Below are 17,720 nucleotides of genomic sequence, written 5' to 3' on the forward strand. Positions count from 1 at the left end.
TCATGCGAACCGACGCACAAGATGGATGCTGCGGGGCGACGCTGTCCAGTGCCCGCTTCCGCAGGGCAGATCGTGGGCGGGGGGCAGGTCGGCAAAGTGGCGGCAAACCGATCACTGAATTTCCCGTGCCGCATTGGATCGGGGGGAGGACGGCCATGGTATGGCCGTTGCATACTCGGGTGCGTCTTTTCGTCCCAAGGAGTGAAGGTCCGATGTCATTGTTCTCCCGCTGCCGCGGCGCCGCCCTGTCGGCTCTGCTCCTGTTCGGGCTGACCGGTTCCCTGCAGGCCGCGGAGCCGATCAAGGTCAAGGTGTTCGTCGGCTCGATGTTCGAGATCGGCAAGAACACCGGGGACCGCGCCGGCGAGTTCCAGCACTGGTATGAACGCTATTGGCAAACGGCCGAGCCCATCACGGTGAAGGGCGCGCTGAACCCGGTCTACTGCAACGCCGACGGCGTGTGCGGGTCGGTGCTGGGCATGGGCAAGGTCAGCTCCTCCGCCTCGATGCAGGCGATCCTGCTGAACCCGCAGCTTGACCTGTCGCAAGCCTATTTCCTGGTCACCGGCGTGGCCGGCACGCCGCCGTCACGCGGCACCATCGGCGAAGTGAACTGGGCGACCTGGGTGGTCGACTATGATCTGGGCCACCGCTGGGCGCCGGAGGAAGGCAAGCCGGGCGAGCCGACCTTCATGCCGCGCAAGGGCTATGAGGCGGTGCGGCTGTTCCCGATGAACCCGGCACTGGTGTCCTGGGCCATGCGCCTGACCGCCGACACGCCGCTGAAGGACAGCGACTCCGCCCGTGCCTACCGCAAGCGCTATCCGCAGGAAACGGCGCAGCGTGCTCCTTTTGTAGGCACCGGCACGCACATGACCGGCGATACCTTCTTCCACGGTCCAGGCATGTCGGCCCAGGCGCAGTACATCGCCAAGCTCTATGGTGCGGACGACTACGTCATCACCGAGATGGAGGCGGCGGCGATCACGCTGGTCATCAAGCGGCTGCAAGGCTCCGACCGGGTGATGAGCCTGCGCGGCGCCGTCAATTTCGACCAAGGCAACCCGAACGAGACCACGCTCCAGCACCTGGACCCGAAGCCCGGCGAGACCGCCGGCGGCTTCGCCGAGACGGTGGAGAATGTGGAACTCGTCGGGTCACGGATGGTCGACCACATCGTCGGCCATTGGGACCAGTGGAAGGACGGCGTTCCGGCCCTGCCGGCACCGTAAGCATCGGCTGAGAGTCCGCCCGCCCGACCGGCGCGGGCGGATCAGCCGCCGTGCATCTTGCGCAGGCGGCGGGCCCGCAGCTTTTGGCGGATGCGCTCGATCGGGCTGAACATGCGGGGATAGCGGCGCTTCGACCGCACGAACAGGCGGCGGGCGTCGGCTGAGTTGCGCAGCACCAGCACGCCGCCCAGCAGCATCACCGGCAGCCCGCCCGGACCGGGCAAGGGGGCGAGCAGAATGCCGAGCAGTATGATGGTGCATCCGGCGCCGATCAGGGCCAGCTGACGCACACGCGCGAAAGACAGCGTCTGGGCGGTATCGGGAGGACTCATCTGCGGTTCGCCGGGCTCCATGCTTTCCATTCGCCTGCATATGGGCCGGGAGAGGCGGGTCGAAAAGGGGACCCACCCCATCGTGGGAACCGGAATGCTCCCTCTCCCCCCTTCTGACGGACAGTGCGGGGCGAGGGAGGATGTACAAGGTTGGATTGAACCCGCTTCGGCGATATGGTCCCACGACCTGGGTGCGCACCCGGATCGACCCCCATCCTCCATTGCGGCCATCCCCCATTTCGGATGCGTCAGGCGACCGGGCCGCCCCGTTTCTTGAAGCCTCTTTCGTGGAGTTGGTCCATGAGTGACTTGATCCTGACGACCTACGACTGGGTTCCGGAACCGCCGCGTGGTTTTGTCCGCGACCTGCGGGTGCGTTGGGCTCTCGAAGAAGCTGGACTGCCCTATCGGGTGAAAAGCACGCCGTTTCGCGAGCGTGGCCCCGAGCATTTCGCGGCGCAGCCTTTCGGCCAAGTGCCCTGGCTGACCGACGGAGACCTGACCATTTTCGAGAGCGGCGCGATTCTCCTGCATCTCGGCGAGAAGAGCACAGCACTCATGCCCGCGGATCGGCGCGGCCGGGCCGAGGTGACGGAATGGGTCATCGCCGCGCTCAACTCGGTCGACCTGCCGAGCCAACCGTGGGCCCTGTTCCGTTTCATGGGCTTTCCCGGAGAAGCGCCCGAGGCCAAGTTCGTGGAAGACTTCCTGAAGCTTCGGCTCGATCGGATGGAAGCGGTGCTTGCCGACCGGGAGTGGCTGGTGGACGGCCGCTTCTCCGTGGCTGACCTTCTGATGGCGGATGTACTGCGGCCGGTGGATCGGTTCGGCGGGCTGGCGAACCACCCCCATTGCCGTGACTTCGTTGCGCGCGCCACGTCCCGGCCCTCGTTCGCGAAAGCGTACGACGACCAATTGGCCCATTTCGCTGCGGCAGACGCCGTCTGAGGAGGCGCCCTTGTATGCCAAGGATGTCCCAGCCGGGACCGTGTTTTATCATGGAACCAAGGCCGACCTTGAGGTTGGCGACCTGATCGCGCCCGGATTCGGAAGCAATTTCGTCGAGCGTGGGTTGAAGCACGTCTATTTCACCGCAACACTGGAAGCGGCGACCTGGGGGGCGGAACTCGCCCGGGGCGAAGGCCGAGGCCGCATTTACATCGTCGAGCCGACCGGTCCCTTCGACGACGATCCAAACCTCACCGACAAGAAGTTCCCCGGCAACATGACGGCGTCCTACCGTTCGGTCGATCCGCTGCGGATCACCGGAGAGGTCGAGGATTGGGTCGGACATCCGCCCGAGCGGCTGAAGGAGATGAAGGACAATCTCGCCCGCATGAAGCAGGACGGCAGCGACACCATCATCGAGGACTGAGGTCCACCGGCGTTCGAAAGTTTGGTGACATGTAAAGGCCGCATCTGGGGATGGGGGATGGCCCTTCTCAATGCAGCGTGCGCGCCGGCTGCGAAGGGGTGCCGCGCAGGCGGGCGGGGTCGAGGCGGCTGAGGGCGGCGTCGCGTTCGGCGGGCTTGGGTTCCCAGCCGAATTCGCGGATCAGCTGGTCACGGGCGGCGACGGCGCGGCGGGACAGGTGGGCGCAATCATCCTGACGGGCATCCCGATCAACGTCCTTGCGTGGCGGGCGGCAACGGCGGTCGGCGCAGCTTTCCAGCATCAGGCGGATCATCCGCTCGCGCTTGGCGGCGTCGACATAGCCCATCTGGTCGAAATACAGCTTTGTGAAGGCCAGTTCGGTGACGCGGGCGTGGGTTTTGCGGTCGCCGACGATCACCGCCGCCACCATTTCCACGCAACGGCCGGCGAAATGCGGCAGCGGGGCCGTGCCGTCGTCGGCACGATCCAGCAGGCTGCTCGGCAGATCGACCAGCCGGCCGGTCACGTCCTTTACCAGATAGCGGCGCCACACCGACATCTCCGCCTCCCGTCAGGCTTCAGCCCTGCAAAGAAGCCTACACCAGACGGAGGGAAGACGGAACCGGTCGTGCGTTACACGATTTCGTGAACGGACGTGATTTTTTCAGCGCGGCACCAGCGGCCAGAACAGGGCGATGGCGGCGGTGCCGATCACCACCACCATGATCGACAGCGGCAGGCCGAGCCGCCAGTAATCGCCGAAACGATAGCCGCCGGGTCCCATCACCAGCGTGTTGCACTGGTGCCCGATGGGGGTGAGGAAGTCGCAGCCCGCCCCGATCGCCACCGCCATCAGGAAGGCGTCGGGCCGGAGCCCCAGATGGGTGGCGAGGCTGGCGCCGATCGGCGCCATCACCAGAACGGTCGCGGCGTTGTTCAGGAAGGGCGTCACCGCCATCGCCGCCACCATGATCATGGCGAGCGAGCCGATGGGCGGCAGCCCCTGCGACGCCTCCGACAGGAAGCCGGCGATCAGCTCGGTCCCACCGGTGGTGCGCAAGGTCTCGCTGACCGGGATCAGCGACCCAAGCAGGACCAGGATCGGCCATTCGATGGCCTCGTACGCCTCGCGCAGGCTGACCACCTTCAGCGCGGTCATCGCCACCGCCGCACCGAAGAAGCCGATGGCGACGGGAACCATCCCGGTGGCGACCAGGATCACGGTCAGGCCCAGCACCGCCACCGCCGCCGCCCGCTTCGGCGCGCGGCCGATGCCGAGGTTGCGCTCGGCCAGCGGCAGGCAGCCCAGCTCGGCCAGCGTGTCGGCCACGGCGGCCTGACGGCATTGCAGCACCACCAGATCGCCCGATTGCAGCCGGACGCGGCGCAGGCGCTGGCGGATCGGACGGCCGCGCCGGCTGATCGCCAGCAGGTTGGCGCCGAATCGCTCGCGCAGGTTCACCTCCTCGATGCTGTGGCCGATCATGGCGGAGCGCTGCTCCACCACCGCCTCGACCACGGCGATGTCGTCCTCGTGCTCGACCCCCTCCTGGTCCTTGTCGTGCATCATGCGCAGGCCGGCGCGCTTGACCAGTTCCGCCAGCGCCGTGGTGTCGCCCTCCAGCACCAGGATGTCGCCGGCGAATAGCACCCAATGGCCTGACGGGACATAGCGGCGGTAATTTTCGCGGACGATGGCGGCGACGGTCACCTCGCCCTCGACGAAATGCTCCAGCTCCGCCACGGTGCGGCCGACGAACTGCGATCCGGCGGGCAGCCGCGCCTCAGCCGTGTAGTCGTCGATGTTGAAGGCCGGGCCCGCCCCCGCCGCCCTGCCCTTCGGCAGCAGCCGATAGCCGACCGACAGGAAGGCGACGCCGAACACCGCGATAACCAGCCCGACCGGCGTGAAATCGAACATGTGGAAGGGCTGGCCCGTCATCTCCGCCCGGACGCGCGAGACGATGATGTTGGGCGAGGTGCCGACCAGCGTCATCAGGCCGCCCAGCAGAGAGCCGAAGGCCATCGGCATCAGCAGCAGCGACACCGGCGTGCCGGTGCGACGCGCCACCTGCAGCGCGATGGGCATGAAGATGGCCAGCGCGCCGATGTTCTTGACGATGGCGGACAGCATGGTCACCGCGCCGGCCAGCATCGCCACCTGGGTCCAGACGCTGGTCATGCGCGTGGTCAGCGGGCGCATCGCCGCCTCCACCACGCCCGACCGGCCGACGGCGGCGCTGACCACCAGGGCCGAACCGACGATGATGACGATGTCGTCGGAGAAGCCCTGGAAGGCCTCCTTCGCCGGCACGATGCCCGCCGCGACCGACGCCAGCAACGCCAGCATGCCGACGAGGTCGTAGCGCAGCCGGTCCCAGATCAGCAGCGCGATCACCGCGCCGATGATGCCGAAGGATAACATCTGGTCGATGGTCATGGGCAGGGACGGCGTCCTTCCTGGCCTTCACGGTGGCCGGATCGGACAGGATGGATGCGCAAGGGCGTCCGGTCAGCGCGCCGAACCCGACGCCTTCCCTTCCCCGCGGCCATTGCCCGACTTGCCGGACGCCTGTCCCCCCTTCTCGGGAGAGCGGGCATCCCGCACCAGCCGGCCACACTGTGGCTGCTCATCACTGCCTGGGTCAAGGAAGGGAAGCACGCTGGCCAGCGGCGTCAGCAGCACGCCCAGCGCCACCGCCGCCGCGCCGCGCGCCGCCGACTCGGTGGGATCGACGCCGATGTCGGGGTTGCCCAGCGTCCCGCCGACCAGGACCGGGACATGGGTGGCGAAGACCTGCGGCGATTTGGCGTCGCCGACGATCCGCAGGTCCAGCGCCTCGTTGCGCAGGTTGATCCGCCCCTTGCCGGTGACCAGCGTTTCCGGCGTGTCGAGCACCAGCGCCTGGACGTGCGCGATGCCGTTCTCCACCGCCATGTTGCCGACCAGACAGTTGAAGGGCATCGGCTTCGACCCCGAAATGGCGACGCCCAGCGTCTCCAGGATGTTGGTCTTCAGCCCTTTGACCGCGAGGCTGGTGACCCGGCCGCCGTCCACCGCGAGGCCGATCTTGCCGTCGGAGGTCGCCAGCAGGTCGGCCACCGTCTTCCCTGTGCCGGCAAGCTGGATTCGCCCGGCCACCGTGCCGCCGATCTGCCCGGCCAGCGCGGTCTCGCTGAAGAAGTTCGACAGCTTCATGGCGCGGATGTCCAGGTTGGTGCGCATCGCCGGCACCTTGCGGCTGCCGTCCACCTCCACCGTTCCGGCGATCCGCCCGCCGCCGATTCCCAGCGACAGCGGATCGAAGCGAAGGACGCCGGCGTTCACCCGCACCCGCATGTCGAGGTCGTCGAGCGGCGCGAAGGGCGCCTCCACCCTCGCGCCGCGCAGGCGGACGTCCATGTCGGTGTTGCGCAGCTTTTCCACCGGGATGGGCGTGGCCGGAATCACCCTGTCCTTGCCGCGGGTCGGGTAATCGTCGCTGCCGCGGGGAGAGGCGCCGACCAGACCGGCGAGATCCTGCGCCGCCAGCCGTTTGGAGGTGAGGTCGGCCCTCACCATCGGCCGCTCGCCGCCGGTCTTGACCGACAGGTCGCCGGACAGGTCGCTCTCCCCGACCTTGCCCGTCATGCCCCGGAAGGCCCAGAGGTCGCCTTCGCGCGACAGGTGGCCGTCGATGGAATAGGGCCGGGTCTTCGGCGTCGGGATGCCGACGATGGGGAAGATCTCCGCCATGTCGGGGCCGCTGAGCGCGACCGACAGATCGACACCCTCCATCTTCACCGGTTCGGCGATGGAACCTTCGATATGGCCCTTGGTCTTGCCGACCGCCGCGTCGATCTTCAGCGGATAGGGCTTCGGGTCGTCGCGCAGATACAGAAGGGAACCGCCGACCGCCGCCAGGGTGAAGGGCTTGCCGGCGAAGCTGCCCTTGCCCTTCAGTTCCACCGTGTCGTCGTCGTTGCCGCCGGTCGCGGTGTTGATGGTGTTGTCGATGTCGACGTCGCTGGCGGGGTCGCGGTAGCGGATGGTGCCGTCGGCGATCAGCAGCCGTTCGATCACCGGGATGTCGCCGCGGTCGTCGGGGGTCGCGGCCTGTTTCGCCACCTCCTTCTCCGCGTTGGGCGGGCCGAAGTTCCAGTTGGCCTCGCCCTTTTCGTTCTTTTCCAGGATCAGCTTCGGTCCCTGGAACTTCAGCTCCGGCAGTTCCCAGTCGCCGCGCAGCAGCGGCCAGGGGCGCAGCGTGGCGTCGAGAACCTTGATCTCCACCATCGTCCTATCCTGCGCCCAGTCGGCATTGGCGACGCGCAGCCCTTCCAGGTGGATGCGGATCGGGTTGCCGAGATGGACGCGCAGGTCGCCGTCGATGGCGACCTCGCGGTTCAGCGCAGACGAAGCGTGGCGGGCGACAAAGCCGCGGGCATCGTTCCAGTCGAACAGCAGCAGCACCGCGCCGACCGCGACGACGACGAGACCGACGAGGCCGAGCAGCCCGTAGCCGATCCATTTGAACACCGATCCCGCCCCCGCTGCCATGCCGCCGGTCCTCCGCGCACCATCCCTGATCCTGACAACGGACGAGGGGGCGGATCGGTGGAGGTCGGAGACAGGGGGTACCGCGAGAGATCCGGGCCGACGCCCGAAGGTGATGTATTTCCGTTGGCGCTTATATTGGATTTAACGCAAAATTCAGCATCGCGGCGCCGTAATCGTTCGACCATCCGGTTCCACCATTTTCAGCAGCCACGACCGCGGACACGATGCGTTCCCTTACCAACTTCGCCCCCTCCACCTTCGAGGAACGCGGTGCCGCGGTGGCCTTCACCACGCCGGTCCTGGCCCAGACCCGCGTGCGCAAGGACAGCCGCGACCAGCTGGAGGTGCTGGTGCCCAACCTGTCGGAAGGGCGCGGCGTCTATGTGGTGCCGTGGAAGTCGCTGCCGCTGGCCTTCCCGATGACGGTGCATGACCGCATGCTGCACGAGCTGATCGCCAAGGCCGACGGCTGTTCGCCCGACGACATCCGCAAGGCGGTGCTGGAGGCGGCGCGCTGCGGGCTGGCCGGCGGCGGGGCGGTGGCGGCGGCGGAGGCGGCGCTGAGCGACGACGAGGAGCAGCGGCTGCTCATCAATTATCAGCTGATCGTCGAGGCGTTGAAGGCGGTCGGGCTGGAATCGACGGAGATCCTGCGGGTCGGCCTGACCTCCGCCGAGGGACAGAAGCTGACGCGCGACCTGATGATGAAGGCGGCCCAGCGTCTGGCGCTGGAGCCGACCGAGCTGTATGGCCGCATCGCCGAGCTGGCGGTGCTGATGGAGTCGATCGGGTTGGCCAGCTCGCCCAAGCCGGCGCGGCTGCGGCGGCTGATGCGCGACCTGCAGGGCTTCCGCGACAGCATGACCGACTGGGCTACCGACAACGTGTCGGAGGCGGCCCCCATCGGCGGCTTCTGCGCCGAGGTGGCCGAACACACGGTCAACCATGCCCGCAACGTCATCGGCCAGCTCGATCAGGCGATGGCGTCGTTCGAGACCCTGCTGCGGCAGTGGGAGACCAAGCGGGCGCTGATCCGCAAGGCGTCGAGCCGGCTGTCCTGGCTGCTCGACGGCTGGGAATACCTGATCCTGCTATGGAACGACGCGCTGACCCAGGACCGCTACAGCCAGGACATGGCCGTCCACGACATCTTCCGCGTCATCCCCCTGCTGCCGAAGGACGAGGGCCGCGCCGACCAGTCGATGATGGCGGACAAGCTGATCTCCAGCCACAAGCGGTCGGTGCGCGCCTATGTCGACTGGCGCAGCGGCCAGCTGGACGTCGATCTGGTCATGCGGATCGAGACGATCAAAGGGAAGGCCGCCTGACGATGGAGATGAGGGATCTGGTCGCGCTGGGCGACAAGCTGATGGACATCGACGAGGCCAAGTTCCGCCAGGTGGTCGGCCTGCTGGAACAGATGAACGACCATCCCGACATCCAGCGCACCATCGCCGTCATCCGCCCGCGGCTGGTCGAGCTGCGGCTGAGCCGTCGCCCGACCCTGAAGCGTCTGTTCTGCGACCCGTTCGAGGATTTGTTCGAAGCGCTGGGCAAGGCCGACCCGGTGCCGCTGAGCGTGATCGAGCGGTCGCTGATGAACAGCCTGTGGCCGCTGGTCGAGGCGGAGATCGGCAAGGACCGGCTGCGCGCCTACCGCCCCGCCCTGCAGGAGGGGGAGGAGCGCAAGGCGCTGTGCGAGGCGTTCTGGACGGAATGCGCGGGCGCGGTGGCGAAGATCGCCGAAGGGGCGGTGGCCGGGCATTTCAGCGAGCCGCTGGACCTGCGGATGAACCCCAACCGGACGCGGGCGCTGGCCGACATCGCCGTCATCCTGTCCATCGCGCCCGAGGTGGCGGAGCTGAAGGCGGCGCTGTCGCCCAAGCCGGTGCCGAAGCTGCATGGCGACCATATCGAGGCGATCCAGACCATCGGCCGGCGGCTGTCCCGCGTCCGGCCGGACGCGCTGAAGATTTTCGTTCTGCTGGCCGCGTCGCGGCTGACCAACCCTTCGGTGCTGCTCAGCGGGCTGTGGGACATGGATCTGGGGCAGAAATCGGCCGACCGCGCCGCCCTGTTCATGTCGCTGAGCAGCACGGTCGTCGCCCAGATCGAGGATCGTTCAAGGGCCGGGCAGGCTGCAGGGGGCGGCGACCGCATGGCGGTGGCCGATCTGGCGCTCGACCTCGTCGCCACCCTGGACGCCACCCGCGCGGCGATGGAGCAGAGCCGCAACAAGGAGTTCGACCACCGGCTGAAGCAGGTCCGCAACTCCGTCCACTCCATGGTCAAGACGCAGGTGCTGCAGGATGCCGACGCCGGCATCGTCTCCGCCATCGGCGCGCTGGATGGCGGCGGTGACGTCCGCGAGGGACGGGCGCAACTGGCCCAGGCGGAGAACCACGCGCGGGCGCTGCGCAAATGCGCGACCATCGCCGATTCGCTGGGGCTGCGCGGCGAGCTGCGGGAGATGACGCAGAAGACAACCGCCTCGCTGACGGAACGGGCGCAGAAGGAACTGGCCGGCCCCGCCGGCAACGCCCGCAGCGGCTATACCGCCATCCGCATGATCGAGCTGATTGCCGGGCCGGCGGAAGCGAATAAGATCATGGACGGGATCATGAACGGCGACCGGCGGTGACATGTGCCGGCGCCTTTCGGCTTGGGGGAAGCGGTGATGGGATCGGGATATACCGGGTGGGAACTGCCGGCCGACGAGCGCGGGCGCCTGCTGGCCCTGGTCCCGCCGCGCTATGAACGGCTGGTCGCCGACCATGTGACCCTGCAGGTCGGCGCCGGCCCGCAGGACCCTCTGCCCACCGCCACGCTGGCCGAGGTGATCGGCTGCGCCGACGACGGCGAAGGGGTGCAGGCCGTGGTCGTCGCCATCGACGGCACCAGCGACCGGCCGGACGGCTCCACCTACCATATCACCTGGTCGCTGGCGGACGGGCGGCGGCCGGTCGAGTCCAACGACGTCATCCGCGACTATGGCTGGCGCCCGCTGGATCCGCTGACGGTCAGGCTGGTGCCGCGCTTCTTCGGGGGATGAGGGGCTGCCTCACGGCACCTCCGCCACCCCTTCGGCCGCGATGCCGCGCTTGAGGCGCTGTTCGCGATAGACGATGAACAGGCCGCTGCCGATGATCAGCGCCGCCCCCACCCCCATGCGGGCGGTCGGCGCGGTGCCCCAGACGGCGAGGTCGAGCACCACCGCCCACAGGATCGACACATACTGGAACGGCACCACCACCGCGGCCGGGCTGAGCTGCAGCGAGCGGTTCATCATGGCGTGGCCGGCCAGCGCGGTAACGCCCAGCAGCCCCAGCAGGAAGAAGCCGAGCCAGCCCGGCGCCTCCCAGGTCCAGGGCAGCGTCACACCGCCGATCAGGATGCCGCCGACCATCTGGTTGCCGACCAGCGTCAGGCTGGAGGCGGAGCGCAGGACGCGGGTGGAGATGACGCCGCCGGAGAAGATGAAGGCGCCCAGCAGCGCCACCAGCGACGGCCACAGGTCGAACCGGCCGGTCGGGTTCAGCACGATGACGACGCCGACGAAGCCGACCAGAACCGCCACCCAGCGGCGCCAGCCCACGCTTTCCCCCAGGACCAGCACCGACAGCGCGGTGACGATCAGCGGCGCCGACATGTAGATGGTCATCACGTCGGCCAAGGGCAGATAGCCGACCGCCCAGTAGAAGCAGGCGACGTCCACCGTCATCAGCAACACGCGCAGGATGTGCAGCGGCAGCCGGTCGACGGCGAAGACCGCGGCGATCCCCTCGCGCCAGATCATCGGCACCAGCACCGCCAGCCCGAACAGGCTGCGCACCGCGATCAGCATGGCGACCGGATGGTCGGCCACCAGCCATTTGCCGAGCGCGTCGTTCAGCGTGAAGAGGGTCATGCCGCCCAGCATCATCAGGATGCCGAGGCGGGTGTCGGTCGCGGGGGCCGCGGTCATGGAGGGGTCCGGCAATGGTTGAGAGCGTGGGATCCGCAGGAGCAGGCCGGAGACCTGCGCGGGCAGCGATATTGCTGGAATGGCGGACGAACACAACCCCCGCCCGGAGCGAGGGAGCATTGCGGATCGCGACGCGGGACATCCGAAGGAACCCTTCATATCTCCGGACCGCCCGTCTTCAATTGAAAGGCAATCTCAGCGGCATCACCGTAGAATGCCGGGAAAATCCAGCAGGAGAATCCCGATGAAAGCGGTGGTCTACGAGGCGTTTTCCGCACCGCCCCAAATCATGACCGTGCCGGATCCGACGCCGGAGCCGCATGGCGTCGTCGTCAAGGTGATGGCGACCGGGGTTTGCCGCAGCGACTGGCACGGCTGGGTCGGCCATGACACCGACATCCGGCTTCCGCATGTGCCCGGCCATGAGCTGGCCGGCATCGTCGAGGCGGTCGGCAAGGACGTGACCAAATGGAAGGTCGGCGACCGGGTGACCGTCCCGTTCGTCGGCGGCTGCGGCAGTTGTCCCGAATGCCATTCCGGCAATCATCAGGTCTGCGACCGGCAATTCCAGCCCGGCTTCACCCATTGGGGGTCCTTCGCGCAATATGTCGGCCTGCATCAGGCGGACATCAATCTGGTGGGGCTGCCGGAGACGATGGACTTCACCACCGCCGCCAGCCTCGGCTGCCGCTTCGTGACCTCCTTCCGCGCCGTCGTCGATCAGGGCAAGGCATCCGCCGGCCAGTGGGTGGCGGTTCACGGCTGCGGCGGCGTCGGCCTGTCGGCGATCATGATCGCCAACGCGGTGGGCGCCAATGTCGTCGCCATCGACATTTCGGAAGACAAGCTCGACATGGCCCGAGCACTCGGCGCAGTCGCCACGGTGAACGCGTCCGAGGTCGCGCATGTCGCCGAAGCGGTCATCGAGATCACGCGCGGCGGCGCCCATGTCTCGCTCGACGCGCTGGGCCATCCCACCACCTGCTTCAATTCGATCAGCAACCTACGCAAGCGGGGCAAGCATGTGCAGGTCGGCCTGATGCTGGCGGAGAACAGCACACCGGCCATCCCGATGAGCCGCGTCATCGCCAATGAGCTGGAGATCCTCGGCAGCCACGGCATGCAGGCGCATCGCTATGACGCGATGATGGAGATGATGCGGTCGGGCAAGCTGGCGCCGGAGAAGCTGATCGGCCGGACGATCACGCTGGAGCAGTCCATCGACGCCCTGATGAACATGGACAGGTTCGAGGGCACCGGCGTCACCGCGGTGACCGAGTTCTGAAGACGGAGTTTAACGATGGTGCCGGAAGGCTCTCGCTTTCCGGCACGTCGATCCGGCGGTCAGATCACGCCTTTGTCGCGCAGGGCGGCGATATCGGCCCCGCTCAGGCCAAGGGACTCCGCCAGCACGGTGTCGGTGTGCTGGCCCAGCGTCGGCGGGGCGGTGTCGTGGACCAGCGGAGTGCCGCTGTAGCGGATCGGGCTCGCCACCGTCGGCACGCTGCCCTGGGTCGGGTGCGGCAGATCCTGGTGGATGTTGCGGGCCTTCACCTGCGGGTCCTCGAAGACTGCGGTCAGGTCGTTGATCGGGCCGCAGGGCACGCCGACCTGCTCCAGCGCGCTCAGCCAGTCGTGGCTGTCGCGGGTGCGGATCAGCTCCTCCAGCAGCGCCACCAGCTCCTTGCGGTTGGCGACGCGGGCCGGGTTGGTGGCGTAACGCTCGTCCTTCGCCAGATCGGGACGGCCGGCGACCGTGCAGAACTTGGCGAACTGGCCGTCGTTGCCCACCGCCAGGATGATGTAGCCGTCGCGGGTGGCGAAAGCCTGATAGGGCACGATGTTGGGATGGGCGTTGCCAAGCCGCTGCGGCGCCTTGCCGCCGACCAGACAGTTCATCGCCTGGTTGGCCAGCACCGCCACCTGGACGTCGAGCAATGCCAGATCGACCTGCTGCCCCTCGCCGGTGCGGTCGCGGTGGGCCAGCGCGCCCATGATGCCGATGGTGGCGTAGAGGCCGGTGAAGATGTCGGTCACCGCAACGCCGACCTTGACCGGGCCGCCGCCCGGCTCGCCGTCGGGCAGGCCGGTGATGCTCATCAGCCCGCCCATGCCCTGGATCATGAAATCGTAGCCGGCGCGGTTGCGGTATGGCCCGGTCTGGCCGAAGCCGGTGATCGAGCAATAGACCAGCCGCGGGTTGACCGCCTTCAGGCTTTCATAGTCGAGGCCGTATTTGACCAGCCCGCCGACCTTGAAATTCTCGATGACGACGTCGGCCTGGGCGGCGAGCTTGCGGACCAGCTCCTGCCCTTCCGGCCGTTCGAAGTCGATGGTGATCGACCGCTTGCCGCGGTTGGTCGACAGGAAATAGGCCGACTGGTCGCCGGCCCAGGGCGGACCCCAGGCACGGGTGTCGTCGCCGGCGCCCGGCCGTTCCACCTTGATCACGTCGGCGCCGAGATCGGCCAGCGTCTGCGCCGACCACGGCCCGGCCAGCACGCGCGACAGCTCCAGCACCCGGATGTGCGACAAGGGTCCGGCCAAGGTGTCTTCCTCCTGTTGGTTCTCCCTCCCCCGCCGGAGCGGGGGAGGGTCGGGGTGGGGGTCCGTGTCTGGACGCCCCTTGCCCCCACCCTTCCCATGGCGATGCCATGGGCCCCTTCCCTCCCCCGCTTCGCAAGGGAGGGAGCTATTACGCCGACACCAGTTCTTCCAGGGAACGCTCGATGATGTCCAGGCCCTCGTCGACCAGGGCATCCGAGGCGGTCAGCGGGACCAGGATGCGGATGACGTTGGCGTAGGTGCCGCAGGACAGCAGGATCAGGCCCTTTTCCGCCGCCTTGGCGACCAGCGCCTTGGTCAGGTCGGCGGCCGGTTCCTTGGTCTCGCGGTCGGTCACCAGCTCCATGGCGACCATCGCGCCCAGGTTGCGGACGTCGCCGATCACCGACAGGCTGTTGCGCTGGGCCATGGTGCGGAAGCGGCCGGCGATGCGCTCACCAAGCTTTTCGGCGCGCTCGATCAGCTTCTCTTCCTCGATGACGTCGATGACGGCCAGGGCGGCGGTGGTCGCCAGCGGGCTGCCGGCATAGGTGCCGCCCAGGCCGCCGGGAATCGGGGCGTCCATCAGTGCCGCCTTGCCGGTCAGCGCCGACAGCGGGAAGCCGCCGGCCAGGCTCTTCGCCATGGTGACGAGGTCCGGCTCGATCCCGGCATGCTCGACGGCGAACATCTTGCCGGTGCGGGCGAAGCCGGTCTGGATCTCGTCGACGATCATGACGATGCCGTGCTTGTCGCAGACCGCGCGCAGCGCCTGCAGGAAGGACGGGCTGGCGATGTTGAAGCCGCCCTCGCCCTGCACCGGCTCGATGATGATCGCGGCGACGCGGGCCGGATCGACGTCGGACTTGAACAGATTGTCCAGCGCCTTCAGGCTCTCCGCCTCGCTGATGCCGCGATAGGCGTTGGGGAACGGCACATGGAAGATCTCGGCCGGGAAGGGACCGAAGCCGACCTTGTAAGGCACGACCTTGCCGGTCAGGCCCATGGTCAGCAGCGTGCGGCCGTGGAAGCCGCCGGAGAAGGCGACGACGCCGGGACGGCCGGTGGCGGCGCGGGCGACCTTGACGGCGTTCTCGACAGCCTCGGCGCCGGTGGTGAAGAAGGCGGTCTTCTTCGGGGTCGGGCCGGGGACCAGCGCGTTCAGCTTCTCCGCCAGTTCGACGAAGCTATCATATGGCGTGACCATCGCGCAGGTGTGGGTGAAACGCTCCAGCTGCGCCTTCACCGCCTCCATCACCTTCGGGTGGCGGTGGCCGGTGTTCAGCACGGCGATGCCGCCGGCGAAGTCGATGAAGCGCTTGCCTTCGATGTCCCACATCTCGGCGTTTTCAGCGCGGTCGATGTAGAAGGGCATGCCGGCGGAAATGCCACGGGAGACGGCGGCCTCGCGACGGGCGACGAAGGACTGGTTGGTGCTCATGGTCTGTTTTCCTTTGACTTACCCTTGGGGAGGGTCAGGCGCCGAGGCCGACGCAGAGATATTTGACTTCCATGAAATCATCGAGGCCGTACTTGGAGCCTTCGCGGCCGATGCCGGACTCCTTGACGCCGCCGAAGGGGGCCACCTCGGTGGAGATGATGCCTTCGTTGATGCCGACGATGCCGTATTCCAGCTTTTCCGCCACGCGCCAGACGCGGCCGATGTCGCGGCTGTAGAAATAGGCGGCGAGCCCGAACTCGGTGTCGTTCGCCATGCGGATGGCGTCCTCTTCCGTCTCGAACTTGAACAGCGGGGCGACCGGGCCGAAGATCTCCTCGCGGGCGACGCGCATCTCGGTGGTGATGCCGGTCAGGATCGTCGGCTCGAAGAAGGTGCCGCCCAGCGCGTGGCGCTTGCCGCCGAGCGCGACCTTGGCACCCTTCTCCAGCGCGTCGCCCATCAGCTCTTCCACCTTGGCGACGGCGTCGGCATTGATCAGCGGACCCTGGGTGACGCCCGGCTCGGCGCCGTCGCCGACCTTCAGCGCCTTGACGGCTTCGGCCAGCTTGGCGGCGAAGGCGTCATAGACGCCGGCCTGCACCAGCAGGCGGTTGGCGCAGACGCAGGTCTGGCCGGCATTGCGGTACTTCGACGCCATCGCGCCCTTGACCGCCTCGTCCAGGTCGGCGTCGTCGAAGACGATGAAGGGGGCATTGCCGCCCAACTCCAGCGACACCTTCTTGACCGTGCTGGCGGCCTGCCGCATCAGCAGCTTGCCGACCTCGGTCGAGCCGGTGAAGCTGACCTTGCGGACGATCGGGCTGTGGGTCAGCTCGTTGCCGATGGCGGCCGGCTCGCTGCCCATCACGATGTTGAAGACACCGGCCGGCATGCCGGCGCGCTCCGCCAGTTCGGCCAGGGCCAGCGCCGACAGCGGGGTGTCCTCGGCCGGCTTGACCACCACGGTGCAGCCGGCGGCCAGGGCCGGGGCGCATTTGCGGGTGATCATGGCGTTCGGGAAGTTCCACGGCGTGATCGCCGCGACGACGCCGATGGCCTCCTTCAGGACGACGATGCGCTTGTTGGCGGCAAAGCTGGGGATGACGTCACCGTAGGCGCGCTTGCCCTCCTCCGCGAACCACTCGATGAAGGAGGCGCCATAGACCACCTCGCCGCGCGCTTCGGCCAGCGGCTTGCCCTGTTCGGCGGTCATCAGCTGGGCCAGATCCTCCTGGGCGGCGAGGATCAGGTCGTACCAGCGGCGCAGGATGGCCGCGCGTTCCTTGGCGGTCTTGGCCTTCCACGCCGGCAGGGCGGCGTTGGCGGCGTCGATCGCCTCGCGCGTCTCGGCGGCGCCCATGTCGGACACTTCGGCGATGACGGCGCCGGTGGCGGGGTTGGTGACCGGGAAGGTCTTCCCGGAATCGGCCGCGCGCCACGCACCGTTCACGTAGCCCTTGGTTCGGAGAAGGCCCTGGTCGTTCAGCGACAGCATGTTCGATCCGCCCTGCATGAAGATTATGGAACCGTCCGGCCGCGCCCGGTGGAAATTTCCTTGCCAATCAAGGATTTCCTTCGCGGGGGCCTGGACCTTGGACAGAAGCCTACCATGTTTAATAAATTAAACAACCCCTGTTTAGCTGTTCATATTCTGATGACGGGGTTGCGCGAATGGGCTATTGCCTTAACGGATGTGGAGCAGGAGTCCGGTGATGGAATTCGACGTCGGCGCAAGGTTGAAGCAGATCCGCGAACAGCACGGGCTGTCGCAGCGGGCGCTCGCCCAGCGGGCCGGAGTGACCAACGGCACGATCTCCCTGATCGAACAAAACCGCAGCAGCCCGTCGGTGTCGTCGCTGCGCAAGGTGCTTCAGGGCATCCCGATGACGTTGGCCGAATTCTTCTCCTCCGACGATCTGCCGCCGCCCGAGCAGATTTTCTTCAAGGGCGACGAGCTGATCGAACTGGCCGATGAGCTGAAGGGCACCGTCGGCCGGGTTTCCTTCCGGCAGGTGGGCGACCTGCGCAGCCGCAACCTGCAAATCCTCCATGAACGCTACGCCCCCGGCGCCGACACCGGCCGCACCATGCTGCAGCACGAATCCGAAGAAGGCGGCATCGTCATCAGGGGACAGATCGAGCTGACGGTGGGTGACCGCAAACAGCTTCTCGGTCCCGGCGACGCCTATTTCTTCGACAGCCGCGTGCCGCATCGGTTCCGCAACGTCGGCGAGGTGGAGTGCGAGCTGATCAGCGCCTGCACGCCGCCGTATCTGTGAGGGGCGGGAGGATTTC

16 protein-coding genes are annotated in these 17,720 nt (G+C 67.6%); 8 read left to right on the forward strand and 8 right to left on the reverse strand.

The features are described from left to right. Positions 1-212: 212 nt before the first annotated feature. On the forward strand, positions 213-1,232 hold the full coding sequence (locus tag FZ029_RS20135; RefSeq protein ID WP_109151842.1) for a purine nucleoside permease: 1,020 nt from the start codon (positions 213-215) through the stop codon (positions 1,230-1,232). Between the two features lie 41 nt (positions 1,233-1,273). Here FZ029_RS20135 and FZ029_RS20140 read toward each other — a convergent pair whose 3' ends face one another. Beyond that, complete coding sequence (locus FZ029_RS20140) at positions 1,274-1,564, reverse strand: hypothetical protein (RefSeq protein WP_149199146.1); 291 nt, start codon at positions 1,562-1,564, stop codon at positions 1,274-1,276. Positions 1,565-1,864: 300 nt separating this feature from the next. On the opposite strand from FZ029_RS20140, the gene FZ029_RS20145 reads away from it, so the two are divergent. Both FZ029_RS20145 and arr read left to right on the forward strand, forming a co-directional pair. After that, positions 1,865-2,512: a glutathione S-transferase family protein gene (locus tag FZ029_RS20145; RefSeq protein WP_149271360.1), complete on the forward strand. Its 648-nt coding sequence runs from the start codon at positions 1,865-1,867 to the stop codon at positions 2,510-2,512. Positions 2,513-2,552: 40 nt separating this feature from the next. Next, a complete protein-coding gene (gene arr / locus FZ029_RS20150; RefSeq protein WP_211104181.1) occupies positions 2,553-2,939 on the forward strand; it encodes an NAD(+)--rifampin ADP-ribosyltransferase in 387 nt (128 codons plus the stop codon). 67 nt (positions 2,940-3,006) lie between these two features. Here the strand turns inward: arr and FZ029_RS20155 are convergent, their stop codons facing one another. From FZ029_RS20155 to FZ029_RS20165, 3 genes are all read right to left on the reverse strand, one after another. After that, complete coding sequence (locus tag FZ029_RS20155; protein ID WP_149271364.1) at positions 3,007-3,498, reverse strand: hypothetical protein; 492 nt, start codon at positions 3,496-3,498, stop codon at positions 3,007-3,009. Positions 3,499-3,603: 105 nt separating this feature from the next. Continuing rightward, positions 3,604-5,379 carry an SLC13 family permease gene (locus FZ029_RS20160; protein ID WP_149271366.1) on the reverse strand — a complete coding sequence of 592 codons (1,776 nt, stop codon included), beginning with the start codon at positions 5,377-5,379 and terminating at the stop codon, positions 3,604-3,606. Positions 5,380-5,451: 72 nt separating this feature from the next. Beyond that, positions 5,452-7,476, reverse strand: a complete 2,025-nt coding sequence (locus FZ029_RS20165) for an AsmA family protein (RefSeq protein WP_149271368.1) — start codon at positions 7,474-7,476, stop codon at positions 5,452-5,454. 224 nt (positions 7,477-7,700) lie between these two features. On the opposite strand from FZ029_RS20165, the gene FZ029_RS20170 reads away from it, so the two are divergent. Genes FZ029_RS20170 through FZ029_RS20180 form a run of 3 tightly spaced genes read left to right on the forward strand, consistent with a single transcriptional unit; the run spans position 7,701 to position 10,528 of the window. Continuing rightward, positions 7,701-8,804, forward strand: coding sequence for a hypothetical protein (locus tag FZ029_RS20170; RefSeq protein WP_149199151.1), 1,104 nt, complete (start codon positions 7,701-7,703; stop codon positions 8,802-8,804). Positions 8,805-8,806: 2 nt separating this feature from the next. Continuing rightward, positions 8,807-10,117, forward strand: a complete 1,311-nt coding sequence (locus tag FZ029_RS20175; protein ID WP_149271370.1) for a hypothetical protein — start codon at positions 8,807-8,809, stop codon at positions 10,115-10,117. A 36-nt stretch (positions 10,118-10,153) separates the two neighbouring features. Further along, positions 10,154-10,528, forward strand: a complete 375-nt coding sequence (locus tag FZ029_RS20180; RefSeq protein ID WP_149271372.1) for a hypothetical protein — start codon at positions 10,154-10,156, stop codon at positions 10,526-10,528. 9 nt (positions 10,529-10,537) lie between these two features. On the opposite strand, the gene FZ029_RS20185 is transcribed toward FZ029_RS20180, so the two are convergent. Next, the gene (locus FZ029_RS20185; protein WP_149271374.1) at positions 10,538-11,440 is read right to left on the reverse strand and encodes a DMT family transporter; all 903 of its coding nucleotides are present in this window, start codon (positions 11,438-11,440) and stop codon (positions 10,538-10,540) included. A 244-nt stretch (positions 11,441-11,684) separates the two neighbouring features. On the opposite strand from FZ029_RS20185, the gene FZ029_RS20190 reads away from it, so the two are divergent. Next, positions 11,685-12,725: a zinc-dependent alcohol dehydrogenase family protein gene (locus FZ029_RS20190; RefSeq protein ID WP_149271376.1), complete on the forward strand. Its 1,041-nt coding sequence runs from the start codon at positions 11,685-11,687 to the stop codon at positions 12,723-12,725. Positions 12,726-12,784: 59 nt separating this feature from the next. On the opposite strand, the gene FZ029_RS20195 is transcribed toward FZ029_RS20190, so the two are convergent. The 3 genes from FZ029_RS20195 to FZ029_RS20205 form a co-directional block, all read right to left on the reverse strand. Continuing rightward, positions 12,785-13,987, reverse strand: coding sequence for a CaiB/BaiF CoA-transferase family protein (locus FZ029_RS20195; RefSeq protein WP_149271378.1), 1,203 nt, complete (start codon positions 13,985-13,987; stop codon positions 12,785-12,787). A gap of 148 nt (positions 13,988-14,135) precedes the next feature. Continuing rightward, positions 14,136-15,425 carry a 4-aminobutyrate--2-oxoglutarate transaminase gene (gene gabT, locus FZ029_RS20200; RefSeq protein ID WP_149199157.1) on the reverse strand — a complete coding sequence of 430 codons (1,290 nt, stop codon included), beginning with the start codon at positions 15,423-15,425 and terminating at the stop codon, positions 14,136-14,138. Between the two features lie 34 nt (positions 15,426-15,459). After that, positions 15,460-16,920 (reverse strand): NAD-dependent succinate-semialdehyde dehydrogenase, encoded by a 1,461-nt coding sequence (locus tag FZ029_RS20205; RefSeq protein ID WP_188051990.1) that lies wholly within the window; start codon positions 16,918-16,920, stop codon positions 15,460-15,462. A gap of 217 nt (positions 16,921-17,137) precedes the next feature. Here FZ029_RS20205 and FZ029_RS20210 point away from each other — a divergent pair, with 217 nt between their 5' ends. Continuing rightward, positions 17,138-17,704 (forward strand): cupin domain-containing protein, encoded by a 567-nt coding sequence (locus FZ029_RS20210; RefSeq protein WP_149271380.1) that lies wholly within the window; start codon positions 17,138-17,140, stop codon positions 17,702-17,704. Positions 17,705-17,720: the final 16 nt, after the last annotated feature.

Source organism: Azospirillum sp. Sh1 (genome assembly GCF_008365135.1).
In the GTDB taxonomy this organism is placed as follows: domain Bacteria; phylum Pseudomonadota; class Alphaproteobacteria; order Azospirillales; family Azospirillaceae; genus Azospirillum; species Azospirillum oryzae.